Origin of the sequence: Roseovarius sp. D0-M9 (assembly GCF_037083805.1) — a bacterium.
In the GTDB taxonomy this organism is placed as follows: Bacteria; Pseudomonadota; Alphaproteobacteria; order Rhodobacterales; family Rhodobacteraceae; genus Roseovarius.
This window is the reverse complement of record NZ_JBAPKZ010000021.1, coordinates 63,301-80,501: the sequence shown is the minus strand read 5'-3', so window position 1 is coordinate 80,501 and position 17,201 is coordinate 63,301. Positions and strand designations below refer to the sequence as shown.

Here is a 17,201-nt window from a genome sequence, read left to right as displayed (position 1 = left end):
CCGGTCGGCTCAAGCACCTGCCCGCGTCACCCTACGACACAACATCTGGTGTGGTCGTGAACTGACCGGAGACCCGCACACCCACACAAACCGCGAAGAAGCCTTTTTTTCACGTCCGGGCATTAAGTCTTTCGTGAAGGCGCTTAAGAAAGAGGACCAAATGAGACTAAAAGAGGCCAGAAAAAACGGCAAATTAGAAAAGTTCATCGAAAAGCATGAAGCCGATCCAATCGGTGACCTCGACAAGCTGGATGCGCTGATTAAGCGTCCAACTCAGGGAAGCGCGAAAGCAACTCCGAAAGCATCACCTGAGGACGCATCCGGCGGTTGAAGCGATACTCAAACTCTTTCACGTAAGCCTATAAATGCTTTGGCGAAACGCTTGTTTGGGTGCCTGCAATTGACTTTTTAAGGTGGTTGAGGCGCTTGGCAAGAGACTGGAGGCAGCTCGGGTCCTCTACGCCGACATGGACGATAGCGACAGGCACCGGATTCTGCCCCGTGCCTGGAGCAATTGGCAAGTGACGGAGCAGGTCGAGGGCTACCGTCTTGAAGATTTTGGGTGCCAATTTTTAGGCGATTGTATATTTAGCAAACCCAGCTGAGACTCCTATATTGGAATCAATCAGTTAGAGGTTTTCACCATGTCTGTTCTTTCCGCCCCTTACATGCACGACGAAGCAGCCGCTTTTCCCCATGTTGAAGCGATGCTTTGAGCTGATGGTCCTGTTTGCCCTCACTCCGGCGTGGTAGATAGCGCCTACAAGCTGGAAGGTGTTCGCACGAAGGCCAACAAGAAGAACCCCAAGGGCAAGGAGCGCCATGGCCTTTGGAAGTGCCGCAAGCAGTTCACCGTACGCAAAGGCACCGTCTTCGAGGACAGCCACCTGCCGCTGCACTTGTGGCTGCAAGCCATTCACCTGATGGTGTCCAGCAAAAAGGGCATCAGCAGCCACCAGCTTCACCGCGTTCTGGGCATCACCTACAAGAGAGCATGGTTCCTGACGCACCGCATCCGTGAGTGCATGCGCTCTGGTGGTCTGGGCCCGTTTGGCAGCAATGGCGGCACAGTCGAAGTTGACTAAACGTTCATTGGCAACGACCGGACGTCCTACGTACTCTCGGGGCAGGCAGCGGGCCGGTTGCTGGCCTCGAGCTGGAAATGCGAGTAGCAGCCGGCTCCATCGAACCTGTACGCCAGGTACATCTCCGAGAAACGCACGCGCCTTTGCAGGTTAGCGGTCGAGGCGCGGGGCCGCAGGTAGGTCTTCATGAAGATGCGGGCAACTTGGCTCACGTCATCCGTCGCGCGGATCCGGCGCATCATCGCGCCATACTCGGACTTCAGCTCGTAATGGAGGTAGCCGTAATTCGCCTGGAAGCTCTCTTGGCCGCCGACGCGCGCGGCGTAGCTGCGAAATCGGCTCTTGCGGGGGCCGCACCACTGGGAATAACCATAACATCCGCCATCGATCTCGGCGAGCATACGGAAATTGCCGGACTCATGGGCGAGGTTTCCGGTGATCCCCGCCGCCTGGCTACGTGTCAGTCCGAAATCCCTTTGCAGGTTCGTGATCAGCTGTTCGGGAATGGTGATCGGCGCGGCTTGTGTCTCCGGCGCCTCAGTCGCGGCAGCAGGCTGCGAATTAGCGGAGGGAAGATTCGATCCGCGATCGGCGAAAGCGGGCGGGGTAGTGGCAATAAGAAAGGCGGTCGTTGCAGCGGCAAAATATCTCATGGGGCTTCACCTCTGTTGCAAATACGGATGCACCGTCGGTGAACGGCGCTGAAGGAAGTCCTATTTCACGCTGCGCTGCAGAAGAGCAACTCGTGTGCTTTCGCAAGCCCAAAAGCGGCGGTTTCTTGCCCGCCACTCTGCCAGGATTGGGGCATCGAAACGGGAGATTCTGTGGGATTCCAGCACCATGGCCTCGGCCTCCCCGGCGGACGGCCGAGAAGGCTCTCGTGGCGGTGATCCAGGAGGCATACGTCCATGGCGTCTCGACGCGCTCTGTGGACGATCTCGTGAAGGCCAGCCGCCAAAGCCTTGCGGGACATCGACGCGTGGTTTTTGTTCCTGCCGCCATACAGCCCAGATCTTAACCCCATAGAAATGGCATTCTCAAAGCTCAAGGCGCTGATCAGAAAGGCTGCCGCCCGAACCTACCATGAGCTTTGGCAGGCGGTCGGGAATGTGTGCGACCTGTTCAACCACGAGCAATGCTACAATTTCTTCAAGGCAGCAGGACACAGAACCAATTAAACGCGATATGCTCTAGGGCGCCAAATATGGCAAGATGAATCCATGCCATCGCATGGGCAACTGGCTATGTCCAATCCAGCTCCTAGGATGCCCAGTTAATCTGCTCGGCTTTCCAGCGGCTTGCCTAGATTTTCGAAATGATCTGAGCGGGCATAGGGGGCTTCCATCTATCTCCTGACCGCATGCGCCAACTCAGCCACGACCAGAAGACGCTTTGGATTGGAGCGTTTGAGTGAATTTTAACCGCGGAGTTGCGCCACATCGCCTGCAGCTTCGCCGGTAACAAACCGGCCCCATCGCTCCATGAGCGCGCGGCGCTGGTCTAGAAGGTCTGACCGGGCATAGCTGCGCTCGATCTTGCTGCCGACGATATGGGCAAGCGCCGTCTCAGCGACATCGAAGGGCGCGGCGTTCGTGTCCTGTATCCATGAGCGAAACGACGTGCGGAAGCCATGCGGGCGCCCCGCCTCGCCCAGCCGGTCCAGCACCTTCGTCAACGCCTGCACGCTCACATAGCCGACGCGCGGGCTGGGAAATAGAAAATCGTTGCGCGCGTGCGCCTGACACTGTTCCAGCACGTCGATTGCGGCGTCGGACAGCGGCACGCGGAAGTCTTTGACCTTGCCCCGTTTCCCCTTGATGCGATCCGCCGGCACTGTCCACACGTCGCCGTCTATCTCATTGAATTGCGCCCCGCGCGCCGACATGCCGCGCGTCGCGGTGAGGATCGACCAGCGCAGCGCCAAGTGCGACGGATGCGGACCCGCGATGCGCTCGAAAAGCGCCGGCACGTCCTGCCATGGCGTCGCGGCGATCGGCTTCTCTTCGTGATCGTGATGCCCGAGCATGTGCCGGGCCGCGTCACAGATGAAGGGGTCGACGTCATAGCCCATGTACCGGGCTTGTTTGAACACGATGCGCAGCCGATAAAGAGCCTTGTCGGCGGTTTCGTGTTTCGTGCGCCAGATCGGCGCGAGGACGTCATGAATGTCGCGTTGATGGATCGTGGACATGCGCCGCGCGCCTATCTTGGGTATGACATGCACGCGCAGCGGCGACAGCCAGCGCCCGCGTGTCCCATCACCGCGCAGCTGATCCTTTCGCGCCTCGAACACCGTGTCGATCATTTCAGCGAGAGTTGGATCGTCTCGATTGAGGGATGCGACCTCTTCAGCCTTGATGCGCTGCCGCTCGCTGATCGGATCTAGTCCGTTTTGCAGGACCGCTGCCCAGCGGGCACGGGCACGACGCACGTCGGCCAGCGTGACGTCTGGCATCGAGCCCAAACCCATTTCCCTGCGCCTGCCAGAGAAAGAGTACCGGAATATCCATTTCCCGCCGCTTTCCGTCCTGTTGAAGATCAGGCCGCCGCCGTCTTGTAGCTTGTCGCCCGGAATCGCAGCTTTGATTTTCAATGCTGTCAGTTTGCTCTGGCCCGCCATCCAGCCCCCCAGGTGGCCCCCCAATGCGGGGCGTGTTTTGGTGAAACGATTTGATACCTCCTGATACACTCAAACGAAACACTGAGCAAGAACAACAGGGTAGAGGTACGGTATGATACGCCCTGATACATGTAGATGGTGCCCGCCGCCCGCACCACAATCTTGTGCCACGCGCCGCGCGCGCATCGGATGGCAAGCGGCGAGACGTTGCTGCCCTTCAGCCCTGCGCATCGCCGCCTGTGAGGGCGCGCCACATGCCTGCAAGCCGGGCCGCGTATTTTCGCCGTCTTGCGCCCGAGGCCAGCGTTGCGGGCGAGCAGGCGCGCAGCATTGCCTTGGCGAAGGGCGCCACGCAGGCGGGCAGGCCCCGGTTGGTGCGGACCGCATGAATTTGCGACCAGCCCCAGTGCCAATTCTTGATGCGCTCACCTGCGCGGCTGGGCTGCGAAGAGGCGCCGCCGACGTGGCGCACGCGGGCGCGATGGACCAGCATCAGGGGGCCACAGGCACGCTCCAGCCGCACGCTCAGATCGTCATCCTCGAAGAAGAGAAAGATCGCGGGATCAAAGCCCCCGATCCGGTCAAAGGCCGCCTTGCGCACCATCAGCGCCGCGCCCGACAGGACGGGCAGGGCCATATCGCCCTCGGGCGCGCCCTTGGGCAGCCAGCGGGCGCGCGCCACCAGATCGCTGCGGCGCTTGAGATGGGGCCGGCCATCCTCCTCGAGGATCAGGGGATTGAAGGCGGATGCTTCGGGATAGGCGCGCGCCGCCGCGACCAGCGCGTCCAGCGCGCCTGGCTCAAGCACGGTATCGGGATTGAGAAAGAGGATGAATTCGTTGCGCGCCAGATCGGCGCCGATGTTGCACGCACGGCCAAAGCCCTCGTTTGCCGCATTTTCGACAATGGTCACGGTATCGGTTACCAGCTTGCGCAGCGCATCACGGTCGCGCGATGCGTTGTCCACGATGACGACCGGCACATCTGCCGGCACCGAGGCCAGCATGGCGGGCAGCACCGCCGCGCTGTTGTAGGCCACGGTGACGATGGTGAGGGGCATGGACGTCTCAGCCATTGGGATACCTGCGCGCCATGGCTGCAATGCGCCGGCGATAGAGGGGGCGCAGGGCCTCGCGCCGCAATTTGGCTGCCAGCCCCTCCTTGCGGCTGATGAGGCTGCCGCCCAGCCGGGCCGAGACCTCGTCAATGCCGGTGGGCCATGCGGTCAGGATGCGCGCGCCGTGCACCCATGTCATCTGAAGGAAGGTATCGACGGGCCGGTCGAAGGTCTGGCTTGCGGCCAGCAGCTTGCGGGCGGCGCCTTTGGTGACCAGCTGCGCGACCATGCCGAGAGCGACGGCATCATGGCGGCTGAGGCGGATGCCATCCTCGCGCGCCAGTGTGTCGCCCGTATCCTCACGCGCCTTGATGGGAAAGCGCACGAAATCACCGTCTCGGGCATTGGCGCACGCAAGCGCGAGCGCTGGCAGGAATACCTGCGTGTCGATCTCCAGATCGTCCTCGATGATCAGCGCGGCAGTCAGCCCATCGTCCACGATCCGTTGCCAGCAGGCGCGGTGGCTGTGAAATGTCGCCACCTCGGAGGGCCGCAGATCAAAGGGATAGCGCGGGCGCTGCGCACCGGGCGTGTAGGCGCGCGCTTCGGCGTCGGTCATGCTCTGCCCGTCGGTGGCCGGCATGATATGGCAGCGCAGGGGCAGGGCCGATTGCGTGGCCGCGACCTGCGCCGCGCGGTCCCGCGCGCGCGCCAGATGAATGATGAAGCAATCGAGATCCAAGGCGCGACCTACCTCCGAGTGGGGCTGCCCGGAGCGAAAGATAGCAGGGCAGGTGCCAGATCAGGTGCCAGAAGTGGCCGTGCGAATCCACCCTGAAATGCGCGCCCTAACGGCCTAGGCCCAGCGACAGCGCGTCCCGCTCGACCATCTGCAGGATCACGATGTCGGGCGCCAGCGTGCCCAGATATCGCTCCAGCGCGCGGTCGTCGATGAATTTCCAGTGCACGCGATAGACCTCGGTGAAGCTGGCGTTGAAGAGCGCCGAGGACGCGGTGCAGAAACTGTCGCAGAGCATCAGGACCGTCTGAGGATTCGGCGCGTCGGCAGTGCGCGTGACGCGCAGCACCTTGTCCATCACCGACAGCTCGTCGGTCTGAACGGGCTCGCATGGGCCTTCGTTGCCGGAAAGCAGCCCGATTTCCGCAGCGCATGTGACGGGCGCCGCGCGCAGCGTGATGCGGTAGTCGGTCTCGGTGTCGGGGGGATAGAGCGCCTGCATCTTGAGGAGGCGCGCCAGATCGCCTGCAGGCGCACCCACCGGCGCCAGATCATAGGGCACGGTGCGCGCGCCCAGATGCTCCATCATTGCCTCATAGCCGGCGGCGGCCCCCGCGCGGGTCCAATGGGTGTCGGTGCGCAAGTAGGCTTGCGCGCCATCCTTGGCGCGCCGCAAGGCAGGCCGCAGATCCAGCAGCGGTGCTCCGGCGTCCTGCGCGGCAGAAATCAGGTCATCCGTCACGGTGCGGGGGGGCGGCGTCACCTCTGGCGGCAGCATTTCGGGATAGACCGAATGCTTGTTGGGGGCGATCACGGCGGTGAAGGCAGCGCCCGCGTCCTCGACCCCGCGCCTGAGGGTGGCCAGCGCTTTGGCCAGCGCCAGGGCGTGCCCCTCGGGCGCAGGCCATGTTCCCTCCGTCTTGGCCATCACCTCGCCATCTTCATCGCCCAGAAAAAGATATCCCTCGCGCCCGATCTGCACCCGGCCGGGGAAAAGCGAGCGGTCGCAGCAGGTCATCGCGAGGTAGCCGAGGTTTCCCTCGATCCGGTCGAGCGACCACAGATCGCGCAGATCCGGCGGTAGCAGCGTGCCGCCCACGGCGGCGCGTGACGCAACATTGGCTGCAGGAAGCGCCATGAGCATCGCGGCGGCTATGGCGGCAAAGAGGGTCAGGCGGGCGCTATACATGGCTGAGGGGTCCCGTCAGAAGTTGAAGTAGAGAAAGACATCACTGCGCGACACCAGCATCATGATGCAGCCCGCCCCAAAGAGGACAGCGCCGACCAGTGTCTTGTGCAGGGGGCGGATATCGCGCGTGAATTGGTAGGTATTAGGCAGCGCCAGAACGCCGATCAGCGCCAGCAGCAGATACCTGCCCGCCGTGCTGGCCTCGGCGATGACCACATGGCGCGGCCCCTCCAGTGCAGAAGGGTCGAGGCCGAACATGGTTTGCAGAATGTCGATCGCCTGCGCCAGATCCTCGGCGCGAAAGAACACCCAGCTCAGATGGACCACGGCAAAGGTCAGCGCCCAGGCCAGAACGTGCGGCAGGCGCAACCCCGCCCGGCTGAACACCCGCCCGATCACAAGGCCCAGCCCGTGGATCGCGCCCCAGATCAGAAACGTCCAGCCAGCGCCGTGCCACAGCCCGCCCAGCAGAAAAGTGATCATCAGGTTGGCGGCGACGCGCCCCTCGCGCCGGCGGCTGCCCCCCAGCGGGATGTAAAGGTAGTCGCGCAGGAACCGCGACAGCGTGATATGCCAGCGGCGCCAGAAATCCTGTATCGACGTCGCCTTGTAGGGCGACAGGAAGTTCAGCGGCAGTCGGATGCCGAACATGCGCGCGGCGCCGATGGCCATGTCACTGTAGCCGCTGAAATCGAAGTAGAGCTGGAAGGTGTAGGAGAATGTCGTGATCCAGGCGTCCAGTATGGTCAGCTGCGTGTGATCGGCATATCCCGCATCCGCATAGATGGCGAATGTATCGGCGATGCCGATCTTCTTGAACAGGCCAAGACCAAAGATGATGCATCCGGCCAGCAGGTTCTTGGAGCGCAAGCGCAGCATCGCCGCACGTGCGAATTGGGGCATCATCTCTTTGTGGTGAACGATCGGGCCTGCGATCAGCTGCGGAAAGAAGGTGACGAATACGGTATAATTCAGCAGGCTGCCGCGCGCGGCCTGCCCCTTGTGGCTATCGACCAGATAGGTGATCTGCTGAAAGGTGAAAAACGAGATCGCCAGCGGTAGGACAAGGCTTGGCACCGCCATCTGGGCGCCGGTGACTCCATTCAGCGTCTTGATGAAGAAGCCGAAATACTTGAAATAGCCCAAAAGCGCGAGATTGGCTGCAATGCCAAGGATCAGCAGGGCAAACCCGGCGCGCCGCGCGCCTGCTGCTGCCCGCGCCTGAATGGCCGCGCCGATGGCGTAATTGCCGAGGATCGAGCCGATGAGCAGTGGCAAGTAGTCCAGCCGCCAATAGCCGTAGAAAAAAAGCGAGCAGAGCACCAGCCACGCCAGGCTGGCACGCGCGCCCGCCAGCCGCGCAATCGCGAAATACCCCAGAAGGCTGAGAGGCAGGAATGCAAAGACAAACTGGGGAGAGCTGAAAAGCACGCGGCAGGCATCCGGATCGAATTGACCTTGTGCATATTGCCTCTCGCCCACAAACGCCAGCCATGTGCTCAGGCAGGCGCGCGCACCTGCCAGTCGATGCGCGAGGCTCCGATCATGCGCGCCAGTCGCGCCAGTTCGGCCTCAAGCCGTGCGGTGCGCGCCGCGCCCCAGCGCGTGCCGGGTTCGGGCCAGAGGCCGGTGACGCGCAGCCAGCCTGCGGCGCGGTCGGCCTTCAGCTCGATCCGCCCGACGAAACGGTCCCCCTCGAGCAGGGGATAGACGTAATAGCCCCAGCGGCGCTGGGGCGCGGGCACGAACATCTCGTTGACGTATTCGAACCCGAAAAGACGCATCAGGCGCGCGCGGTCGCGCACCGCCGGATCGAAAGGGTTGATGATGCGCAGGCGTGCGGTGGGCGCGGGCAGATCCTCCAGCCGTGCATCCAGATCGGGCGCGGCATAGGCGGCGCGGCGCGCCCCGTCCGCGCCTGTCACCTCCACTTCGGCAGACTGCCGCCGCATCGCCCATCCGCGCGCCTCCTGCGCGCTCATCGCGCCCCAGAAGCGTTGCACCTCGCCGCAGGTGGCAAAGCCGAGCCGATCCAGCGCCATGTCGCACAGCGTGTCGATGGCCGCCGTGTCATCCTCTTCGAAACGGAGCTGCGCGGGAAACACGCGGTCACCCAGATTGTAGAATTTGACAAAATTCTCGCGCTTGCAGGTCGCCAGATCTCCGGCATACCACATCTGGTCGAGCGCCTTTTTGTGAGGCGGGCGCGCCCACATCTCGCGGCTGGCGGCCTTGGTGTCGAACGCATGGGTCGACAGCGGCCCCTCGGCCTCGATCCGGGCGCGGATGGCGGCGATCTCGGCCTGCCCAAGGCCCGACTGATACCACGCGGCAGAGGCCGCCTTGGCCCCGAGCCGCGCAAACTGCCGTTGCCAAACCGGCAGCACCTCCATCGGGATCAGCGAGGCGTCATGGGTGAAATGTTCAAAGAGCTCCGTGCCAAGCCGCGGCCACAGCATCCCCTCGCGGTAGTTCGGATTGCGCGACCAGAGGATGTGATTGTGTGCGCGCGTCACATTGCGGATCGTGTCGATCTGCAAAAATCCGATCTGCCGGACCATTGCCATCACGTCGGGTGCGCCGGTGCCCAATGTGCCAAGGCCATGGGTATTCAGCCACACGTGCCGTGCCGTCCGGTTATCAAGTGTCCGCACCGCCCCCACGTGTCAGGGTGTGCTGAGCTGGATCAGCGCATCATGCAGTTCGCGCCCCTCAAGCGTCAGCACCGCGTTGATGAATATCCGCCCTGCAAGGCAGGCTTCGCGCGTGCTGGCGCGGTCGAGGTTGGCAAAACTGCCCATGACGCGGGCGGCATCCTTGCGCGCCGTGATGGCGCGCGTGACGACGCCAAAGATGGCCGCCTCGGCGCGCGCCGCACGCTCGGGCGGAAGGCGCATCGCACCGCGCTCGGCGCCCAGTTGCGCCGCGCGCTTCTGGATGCGGTAGTAATTGCGCAGCCCCTCGACATTGAGGCGCGCGGCAGCGCGCGCCGTCTCTTCGGCCATGCGGTCGGGCGCCAGATCGCCGCGAACGGCGCGCCCGCAAATGGCGGTGGGCATGGCGCCCAGAACCGCCTGCTCGACCAGATAGTAATACCGTAGATCACGCAGCGGCAGATGGCCCAGCCCCTCGTCGATCACGCTCCACAAAAGGCCCTGCGCGCGCGACATAGGCACCATGCCCCCATCGCGCACGGCCAGAACGCGGTCGGCGATATAGCCTGCGATGACCGGATCGCGCAGCATGCCGGCCGCATGGTCGGTCGCCAGATCCAGCCTTTCGCCAGCAAAGCCCAACTCGGCAAGGTCCGCGCGCACGGCGCCATCCTCGTGCAGGCGCCCGAGCAGACGGATCAGATCGGCCCGGCTGACCGATTGCGCGTCATTCTGGGCCGCCTGTGCCTGCGCCGCGTTCGGCACGGCCGCGCCCGGCAGCACGAGGGCCACGCAGGACAGCGCCCATAGCGCCGCTGCAAGGAGCTTGGCAGATATCTGCATCAAATCTTGCCTCCTTTTGCGCGCCGGCTTTTCCCGCACCCTTGCAATATAGGTGTCCGGGCGCGTCACACCACCTCTAGTGGTTTGCGCAGCCTGTGCAACCGGCCCGGCCCCGGCGGGCAAGAGAGCGGTGGAATTACGCCGCCAACCTTGCTAGGCATTGCCGCGACGCAGCAACCCCGAGGCCCGCCGATGAGCGCCAACGCCCGCCAGACCGCCCCGCTTCCTTCGGACATCCGCGACATGAAAGGCGGCGCGCCGATTGTCAGCCTGACGGCCTATACCACGCCCATGGCCCGGATGATGGATGCGCATTGCGATTTCGTGCTGGTCGGTGACAGCGTCGGCATGGTGCTGCATGGCCTGCCCTCGACCACGCTTGTCACGATGGAGATGATGATCCTGCACGGGCAGGCCGTCGCGCGCGGGCTCGACAAGGCGATGATGGTCATCGACATGCCCTTCGGCAGCTACGAGGAAGACCCAAGGCAGGCCATGCGCAATGCCGCCCGCCTCATGCGCGAGACGGGCGCGGCGGCGGTCAAGCTGGAGGGCGGCGCCCATATGGCCGAGACGATTGCCTTTCTCACGGCGCGCGGCGTGCCGGTGATGGCCCACATCGGCCTCACCCCCCAGTCGGTCGGCACGCTCGGCGGCTACAAGGTGCAGGGGCGCGGCGCGGCGGCCCGCCTGCTCGGCGAGGACGCGCGCGCCGTGTCCGAGGCGGGCGCTTTTGCGGTCGTGATCGAAAAGGTGCCAGCGGGCCTTGCCGACCGCATCACCGCCGATATTTCCATCCCCACCATCGGCATCGGTGCCTCGGCGGGCTGCGATGGACAAATCCTGGTCGTCGACGACATGCTGGGCCTCTTCACCGCGTTCAAACCCAAGTTCGTCAAGCGCTATGCCGCGCTGGGCCAGGATGGCGAGGCCGCAATCGCCGCCTATGCCGCCGAAGTGCGCGCGCGCGCTTTCCCGGCGCGCGAGCATCTCTTTACCGATGAGGCGCCTGCCAAATGAGCGCGCCGATCCTGCGCGGCCTGCATGATTTGCGCGCCGCGACCCTCCCCTGGCGCCTCGCAGGCGAGACGATCGGCGTCGTTCCCACGATGGGCGCGCTGCACGATGGCCACCTGTCGCTGGTCGCCGCCGCCAAGGCGGTCTGCACCCGCGTCATCGTCACCATCTTCGTCAATCCGCGCCAGTTCGGCTCGCCCGAAGATCTGGCACGCTACCCGCGCACCGAAGAGGCCGACGCGGCCAAGCTGGCGCGCTTTGGCATTGATGCGATCTACGTGCCGGACGGCGATCAGATGTATCCCGAGGGCTTCGCCACGACCGTTTCGGTCTCGGGCCTGACCGAGGTGATGGACGGGATCCACCGCCCCGGCCATTTCGAGGGTGTCGCCACAGTGGTGGCCAAGCTTTTCGCCCAGACAGCCGCCACCGATGCCTTCTTCGGCGAAAAGGATTTCCAGCAGCTTCAGGTCGTGCGCCGCATGGCCCGTGATCTCGATATCCCGATCACCGTGCATGGCTGTCCCACCATCCGCGAGGAGGACGGGCTGGCCATGTCGTCGCGCAACCTCCTGCTGTCGGGGCGCGCGCGCAGCCTTGCGTCCGCGCTGCCCGAGCAGATGCAGATCGTGGCCCGCGCCGCCGCCGCGGGCGAGGGCTTCTCCGACGCGCAGGCTGCCGCGATCCGGGTGCTGGATCAGGTCGGCTTTACCAGTGTCGATTACCTCGAAATGCGCGCCAACGACGATCTGGCCCTTCTCGAAGCCCCGACGCGGCCCGCGCGCCTCTTTGCCGCCGCCTGGCTGGCGGGCGTGCGCCTGATCGACAACATCGCCGTCGAAGGCTGAGCGCAGGGTTTTTTTTGCGTTTGGTTTTCTCTAGGTCGAACTGCTCCTGCCGGAGGTTCCGGCAATGGAAAAATGCGGGATGCGCAAAGAAATTCGGCCCCCGCCCGACGGAGGCGCCGCTGCCCTGCGTATCATCCCTGTCGCAAGGCAAAACAACAGCATGAACTGGACACCAAGATGACCCATTTTTCCAAACTCGGCCTCATGGCCCTTATGGCCGCCGCAACCATCGCTCCCGCAGCTTACGCGCAGGACAAGGGCGCTATGAAGGGCGCGCACATCATGATGCTGGACCTCGATGGCGATGGCCAGATCACCCGGGCCGAAGTCGAAGCCGCGCCCCAGGCGCGTTTCGACAAGATCGATACTGACGGCAGTGGCACCATATCGCTCGACGAAATGAAGGCCCGCGCCCAGGCAGAGGCGGCCGCGCGCGCCGAGCGCCATTTTGCCCGCCTTGACGCTGACGGCGACGGTCAGATTTCCCCAGAGGACATGCAAGGCAAGCACAAGGACCGCATGAGCAAGCGAATTGACCGCATGTTCGACCGCTTCGACGCCAATGATGACGGTACTCTGGATGCGGATGAGCTGGCCAAGATGCAAGAGCATCATGGCAAGAAGCACCATGGCAAGATGCATGATGGCAAGAAGTATGAGAGCAACCAGTCCGAGGATGCTGGCGAGTGATGGACCTGGCCCGGCCTTGCATGACGCCATGCGATTGGCCGGGCATTTTTACGGCACCTGCGGCATGAGCGCGCCATGAATGCGCCCATGCCGTCCGATGAAGCGCTGATGGCGGCCTATGCCGACGGCGATCTGGCGGCGGCGGCCCCGCTCGCGGAGCGCCACGCGCCGCGTGTTCTGGCCGTCGCGCTGCGGATGCTGAACGACATGGCCGAAGCCGAGGATGTGACGCAAGAGGCCCTCTTGCGGCTGTGGCGGATTGCGCCCGACTGGGAGGCCGGGCGCGCGCAGGTCTCGACCTGGCTCTACCGCGTTGCGGCGAACCTTTGCACCGACCGCCTGCGCAAACGCGGGCGACTTGCGCCCCTCGAGGCGGCGGGCGAGCCCGAGGATCCGGCCCCCGCGCCGTACGAGCGATTGCAGGACGCACAGCGCCGCGATGCTCTGGGTGCCGCTTTGATGGACCTGCCCGAGCGACAGCGCCTTGCCGTGGTGCTGCGCCATATCGAGGAGTTGCCCAACCCCGAGATCGCGGACACGATGGATATCAGCGTCGAGGCGGTCGAGAGCCTGACCGCGCGCGGACGCGCCGCGCTGGCACGGGCATTGGTCGATCGCAAGAAGGCATTGGGATATGAGTGACAAGCATGACACCTCCGGCACTGCGCCGGTCCCGGACATCGACGCTGCGCTGTGTGATTTGCGCAGACCCGCCGTCTCGGAGGCATTGATGGCGCGCATCGAGGGCGATGCCACCGCGCTCTCGGCTCTGGAGGCCGCGCGGCGTGCCCCGCCTGAGGTGTCCGATCTGCTGATGGCCCGCATTGCGCGAAGCGCTCGGGAAGAGCGTCCGCGGCCCGCGCGGCTTGCCCCTTGGGCGGCGCTGATGGCGGCGGGTATCGCCGGGCTGGGTATCGGCCTGAGCAATCCGGCCGGGCTGAGCGACGCCGCTTGGCCGGGCAACGACAGGGTGGCGATGAATACGCTCCTGCCGGCCTATGAGTTTCAGTATCTGGAAATGGAGTGATCGCGTCATGTCCCGGCCCCTGACCGCGCGCCGCTGGCGCCTGATCTGCATCGCCTCTCTGGCGTTGAACTGCGCGCTCATTGGCGTGATTGCGGGTGCCGCGATCACCGGGCGCGGCGGCGACCGGGAGGGCCGCTGGCGCGGCTCGCCGCTGATCTCGGCGCTGCCTGACCCTGTCCGTGCGGAACTGCGGGAGGGGCGGCGCAGTGACCCGCAGGATCGCCGTGCGCGGTTTGGTGCGCTGATGGACACGTTGCGCGCGGATCCATTCGATCCCGCGGCGCTGGAGGCGCTGCTGCGCGAGCAGCGCGCCTTGGGCGCGGCGCGTGCCGAGCGCGCCGAGGCGGGGCTGATCGGGGCCCTCACCAGGATGAGCCCGGCCGAGCGCGCGGCCTATGCGGACCGTCTGGAGGACAAGATGCGCCATCGGGGGGCGCGGCGCGAGTAGGTGGCGCGGCGCCACACCTTGGCGTGTGGGCCTCGCATCGACTGGCCGATTTGAGTATTTTCAGAACAATGAAAGCCCTGCGGCGGCGCAAGATCCGCCGCAGGGCGTGTCATCAATCGACGTTGAAACGCAGAGGTTTGACCTGCTGAAAGAGGCCGGTTGCCTGCAGTTTTTCGATCACGTCGTCCGGCACGGGCGCATCGACATAGAGCAGCGCGATCGCCTCGCCGCCCGCATTGCTGCGCCCGAGGGTGAAATTGGCGATGTTCACGCCGCTGCCGCCCATCGTGTTGCCGAGCGCGCCGATGATGCCGGGCTCGTCGCGGTTGGTGGTGTAGAGCATGTGATTGCCGATTTCGGCGTCGATGTTGATGCCCTTGATCTGGATGAAGCGCGGCTTGCCATCCGAGAAGATCGTCCCGCCGATCGAGCGCTCGCGCTTGTCCGTGACGACCGTCAGCTTGATATACCCTTCGAAAGCGCCGGATTTGTCTTGGTGGGTCGTGCTGATCTTTATGCCGCGTTCCTTGGCGACGACCGGCGCGCTGACCATGTTCACCTCGGGGTTCACTGCCTTCATGATGCCTGCAACCGAGGCAGACGTAAGCGCGGCGAGGTTCATCTGGGAGGCCACACCGTCATAGAGGATATTGATCGCCTTGATCGGCTCGTCCGTCATCTGGCCGATGAAGGCGCCCAGATGTCCGGCAAGCTTGATCCAGGGGCCCATGACCTTGGCCTCTTCGGCGGTGACCGATGGCATGTTGAGCGCGTTGCTTACCGCGCCGGTAAGCAGGTAGTCCGACATCTGCTCGGCCACCTGTAGCGCGACGTTTTCCTGCGCCTCGGTGGTCGCGGCGCCAAGGTGAGGCGTGCAGACCACGTTCGGCAGGCCGAAAAGGGGATTTTCGGTCGCAGGCTCTTGGGCAAAGACATCGAAGGCGGCCCCTGCGATATGGCCGGATTTCAGCATTTCGGCGGCCGCGACCTCATCCACCAGCCCGCCGCGCGCGCAGTTGATGATGCGCACGCCCTTCTTGGTCTTTTCCAGGTTCTCGCGGCTGAGGATATTCCTGGTCTGATCCGTCAGCGGCACATGCAGCGTGATGAAATCGGCCCGCGCCAGAAGATCATCGAGCTCGACCTTTTCGACGCCCATCTTGTCGGCCTTGGCTTGGCTGAGGAATGGATCATAGGCGATCACCTTCATCTTGAGACCGCGCGCACGGTCGCAGACGATGCCGCCGATGTTGCCCGCGCCGATGACGCCCAGCGTCTTGGCCGTCAGCTCGGTCCCCATGAAGCGGGACTTTTCCCACTTGCCCGCATGGGTCGAGGCCGATGCCTCGGGGATCTGGCGCGCGACGGCGAACATCATGGCGATGGCATGTTCGGCCGTCGTGATCATGTTGCCGAAGGGGGTGTTCATCACGATCACGCCCTTTTTCGAGGCTGCGACCTTGTCGATATTGTCGGTTCCGATCCCGGCGCGCGCGATCACCTTGAGATTATGCGCGTTTTCGAGGATCTTTTCCGTGACCTTGGTGGCCGAGCGGATCGCGAGGCCATCATACTGCCCGATCACCTCGGCCAGCTTGTCTTTGTCCTTGCCCAGATCGGGCTGGAAATCCACGTCGATGCCGCGATCGCGAAAAATCTGCACGGCGGTTTCACTGAGCTTGTCGGAAACGAGTACCTTGGGAGCCATTTTCAGCGTCCTTTGAATGAATACGGGGGGGTGGAGGGGACGGGCCGGTGGCCCGCCTGGCAATCTTTGGGCTGGCTCAGGCCAGCGCGCCGAGTTCGGCGTGATAGGCGTGGGCGATCCACGGCATCAGCGCCTGCAAGTCCGACGTCTCGACCGTGCCGCCACACCAGATGCGCAGGCCCGGAGGGGCATCGCGATAGGCACCCACGTCATAGGCCACGCCCTCGGTCTCCAGCCGTTTGGCCACCGCCTTGGCAAAAGTGGCGCCATCGGTGATCGCGGGATTCGTGAACTTGAGGCAGACCGACGTGTTCGAACGCGTCGCGCTGTCCTCGGCGAGATTGGCGATCCAGTCGTTATCGGCGCAGAAATCGGCGATGACGCCTGCATTGGCATCCGCGCGGTCGATGAGGCCTGCGAGGCCGCCGACGGAGGCCGCCCAATCGAGCGCCAGCAGATAATCCTCGACCGCGAGCATCGACGGAGTGTTGATCGTCTCGCCCTTGAAGATGCCCTCGATCAGCTTGCCGCCCTTGGTCAGGCGGAAAATCTTGGGCAGGGGCCATGCAGGGGCGTAGGATTCCAGCCGCTCGACCGCGCGGGGGCTGAGGACGATCATGCCATGCGCCGCCTCGCCGCCCAGCACCTTTTGCCAGCTGAAGGTGGTCACATCCAGTTTGTCCCACGGCAGATCCTGCGCGAAGGCCGCCGAGGTGGCATCGCAAATGGTGAGGCCGGCGCGGTCATCCTTGATCCAGTCGCCATCCGGCACGCGCACGCCCGACGTGGTGCCGTTCCAGGTGAAGACGACGTCATTGTCCGTATCGACGGTGGTCAGGTCCACGATCTGGCCATAGTCGGCGGTCTTGATCTCGGCGTCCAGCTTGAGCTGCTTGACCGCGTCGGTCACCCAGCCAGCGCCAAAGCTTTCCCACGCCAGCATTTCGACCTTGCGCGCGCCCAGCATGGTCCACATGGCCATCTCGACCGCGCCGGTGTCGGAGGCGGGCACGATGCCGATGCGGTAGTCGTCGGGAATGCCCAGAATGCTGCGGGTGCCGTCGATCGCGGCCTTCAGTCGCTCCTTGCCCACGGCGGCACGGTGGCTGCGGCCCAAGGGGGCGCCTGACAGCTTGTCCAATGCGAATGCGGGGGGTTTGGCGCAGGGGCCAGAGGAGAAGCGCGGATTTGCGGGCCGCACGTCCGGTTTGCGCGCAGCACTGCGCGCGAGGTCTTCGGTAGCCATATGCTATCCTTCCAGATAAGCGCCCTTCGT

The 17,201-nt window shown here is 64.3% G+C and carries 17 protein-coding genes and 3 pseudogenes; 10 read left to right on the top strand and 10 right to left on the bottom strand.

The window, feature by feature from the left end; translation table 11 throughout:
* Both V8352_RS14280 and V8352_RS14275 read left to right on the top strand, forming a co-directional pair.
* Positions 1 to 331, top strand: a 331-nt coding sequence (locus tag V8352_RS14280; RefSeq protein WP_336424968.1) for a hypothetical protein, incomplete at its 5' end; no start/stop codon positions are given.
* Between the two features lie 313 nt (positions 332 to 644).
* Positions 645 to 1,082 (top strand): annotated as a pseudogene (locus V8352_RS14275) (transposase); the annotation flags it as partial.
* 29 nt (positions 1,083 to 1,111) lie between these two features.
* Here V8352_RS14275 and V8352_RS14270 read toward each other — a convergent pair.
* Positions 1,112 to 1,738 carry a phage tail tip lysozyme gene (locus tag V8352_RS14270; RefSeq protein ID WP_336424967.1) on the bottom strand — a complete coding sequence of 209 codons (627 nt, stop codon included), beginning with the start codon at positions 1,736 to 1,738 and terminating at the stop codon, positions 1,112 to 1,114.
* A 200-nt stretch (positions 1,739 to 1,938) separates the two neighbouring features.
* Here V8352_RS14270 and V8352_RS21975 point away from each other — a divergent pair.
* Together V8352_RS21975 and V8352_RS14260 are read left to right on the top strand one after the other, a co-directional pair.
* A pseudogene (locus V8352_RS21975) lies at positions 1,939 to 2,034 on the top strand (transposase); the annotation flags it as partial.
* 13 nt (positions 2,035 to 2,047) lie between these two features.
* Positions 2,048 to 2,263 (top strand): annotated as a pseudogene (locus tag V8352_RS14260) (transposase); the annotation flags it as partial.
* A 239-nt stretch (positions 2,264 to 2,502) separates the two neighbouring features.
* Here the strand turns inward: V8352_RS14260 and V8352_RS14255 are convergent.
* From V8352_RS14255 to V8352_RS14225, 7 genes are all read right to left on the bottom strand, one after another.
* A complete protein-coding gene (locus tag V8352_RS14255) occupies positions 2,503 to 3,705 on the bottom strand; it encodes a tyrosine-type recombinase/integrase (protein WP_336424970.1) in 1,203 nt (400 codons plus the stop codon).
* Between the two features lie 217 nt (positions 3,706 to 3,922).
* Positions 3,923 to 4,780 (bottom strand): glycosyltransferase family 2 protein, encoded by an 858-nt coding sequence (locus V8352_RS14250; RefSeq protein WP_336424966.1) that lies wholly within the window; start codon positions 4,778 to 4,780, stop codon positions 3,923 to 3,925.
* Positions 4,773 to 5,504 (bottom strand): glycosyltransferase family 25 protein, encoded by a 732-nt coding sequence (locus V8352_RS14245; RefSeq protein WP_336424965.1) that lies wholly within the window; start codon positions 5,502 to 5,504, stop codon positions 4,773 to 4,775. Before V8352_RS14245 ends, V8352_RS14250 begins: the two co-directional genes overlap by 8 nt.
* A gap of 106 nt (positions 5,505 to 5,610) precedes the next feature.
* Positions 5,611 to 6,690 (bottom strand): alginate O-acetyltransferase AlgX-related protein, encoded by a 1,080-nt coding sequence (locus tag V8352_RS14240; RefSeq protein WP_336424964.1) that lies wholly within the window; start codon positions 6,688 to 6,690, stop codon positions 5,611 to 5,613.
* 15 nt (positions 6,691 to 6,705) lie between these two features.
* Positions 6,706 to 8,121, bottom strand: coding sequence for an MBOAT family O-acyltransferase (locus V8352_RS14235; protein WP_336424963.1), 1,416 nt, complete (start codon positions 8,119 to 8,121; stop codon positions 6,706 to 6,708).
* A 68-nt stretch (positions 8,122 to 8,189) separates the two neighbouring features.
* A complete protein-coding gene (locus V8352_RS14230) occupies positions 8,190 to 9,311 on the bottom strand; it encodes a winged helix-turn-helix domain-containing protein (protein ID WP_336424962.1) in 1,122 nt (373 codons plus the stop codon).
* A gap of 45 nt (positions 9,312 to 9,356) precedes the next feature.
* A complete protein-coding gene (locus V8352_RS14225; protein WP_336424961.1) occupies positions 9,357 to 10,187 on the bottom strand; it encodes a hypothetical protein in 831 nt (276 codons plus the stop codon).
* 192 nt (positions 10,188 to 10,379) lie between these two features.
* Here V8352_RS14225 and panB point away from each other — a divergent pair, with 192 nt between their 5' ends.
* The 6 genes from panB (at position 10,380) to V8352_RS14195 (ending at position 14,217) form a co-directional block, all read left to right on the top strand.
* Entirely contained in the window at positions 10,380 to 11,207 is an 828-nt protein-coding gene (gene panB, locus V8352_RS14220) for a 3-methyl-2-oxobutanoate hydroxymethyltransferase (protein ID WP_336424960.1), read from the top strand.
* On the top strand, positions 11,204 to 12,052 hold the full coding sequence (gene panC / locus V8352_RS14215; protein WP_336424959.1) for a pantoate--beta-alanine ligase: 849 nt from the start codon (positions 11,204 to 11,206) through the stop codon (positions 12,050 to 12,052). The genes panB and panC overlap by 4 nt, the downstream gene beginning before the upstream one ends.
* Positions 12,053 to 12,229: 177 nt before the next feature.
* The gene (locus V8352_RS14210; RefSeq protein WP_336424958.1) at positions 12,230 to 12,742 is read left to right on the top strand and encodes an EF-hand domain-containing protein; all 513 of its coding nucleotides are present in this window, start codon (positions 12,230 to 12,232) and stop codon (positions 12,740 to 12,742) included.
* Positions 12,743 to 12,817: 75 nt separating this feature from the next.
* Complete coding sequence (locus tag V8352_RS14205; protein WP_336424957.1) at positions 12,818 to 13,384, top strand: RNA polymerase sigma factor; 567 nt, start codon at positions 12,818 to 12,820, stop codon at positions 13,382 to 13,384.
* Complete coding sequence (locus V8352_RS14200) at positions 13,377 to 13,769, top strand: hypothetical protein (protein WP_336424956.1); 393 nt, start codon at positions 13,377 to 13,379, stop codon at positions 13,767 to 13,769. The genes V8352_RS14205 and V8352_RS14200 overlap by 8 nt, the downstream gene beginning before the upstream one ends.
* Positions 13,770 to 13,776: 7 nt before the next feature.
* Positions 13,777 to 14,217 (top strand): periplasmic heavy metal sensor, encoded by a 441-nt coding sequence (locus V8352_RS14195; RefSeq protein ID WP_336424955.1) that lies wholly within the window; start codon positions 13,777 to 13,779, stop codon positions 14,215 to 14,217.
* A gap of 112 nt (positions 14,218 to 14,329) precedes the next feature.
* Here V8352_RS14195 and serA read toward each other — a convergent pair whose 3' ends face one another.
* Both serA and V8352_RS14185 read right to left on the bottom strand, forming a co-directional pair.
* Positions 14,330 to 15,925, bottom strand: a complete 1,596-nt coding sequence (gene serA, locus V8352_RS14190) for a phosphoglycerate dehydrogenase (RefSeq protein ID WP_336424954.1) — start codon at positions 15,923 to 15,925, stop codon at positions 14,330 to 14,332.
* Positions 15,926 to 16,001: 76 nt separating this feature from the next.
* The gene (locus V8352_RS14185) at positions 16,002 to 17,171 is read right to left on the bottom strand and encodes a phosphoserine transaminase (RefSeq protein ID WP_336424953.1); all 1,170 of its coding nucleotides are present in this window, start codon (positions 17,169 to 17,171) and stop codon (positions 16,002 to 16,004) included.
* Between the last annotated feature and the right edge of the window lie 30 nt (positions 17,172 to 17,201).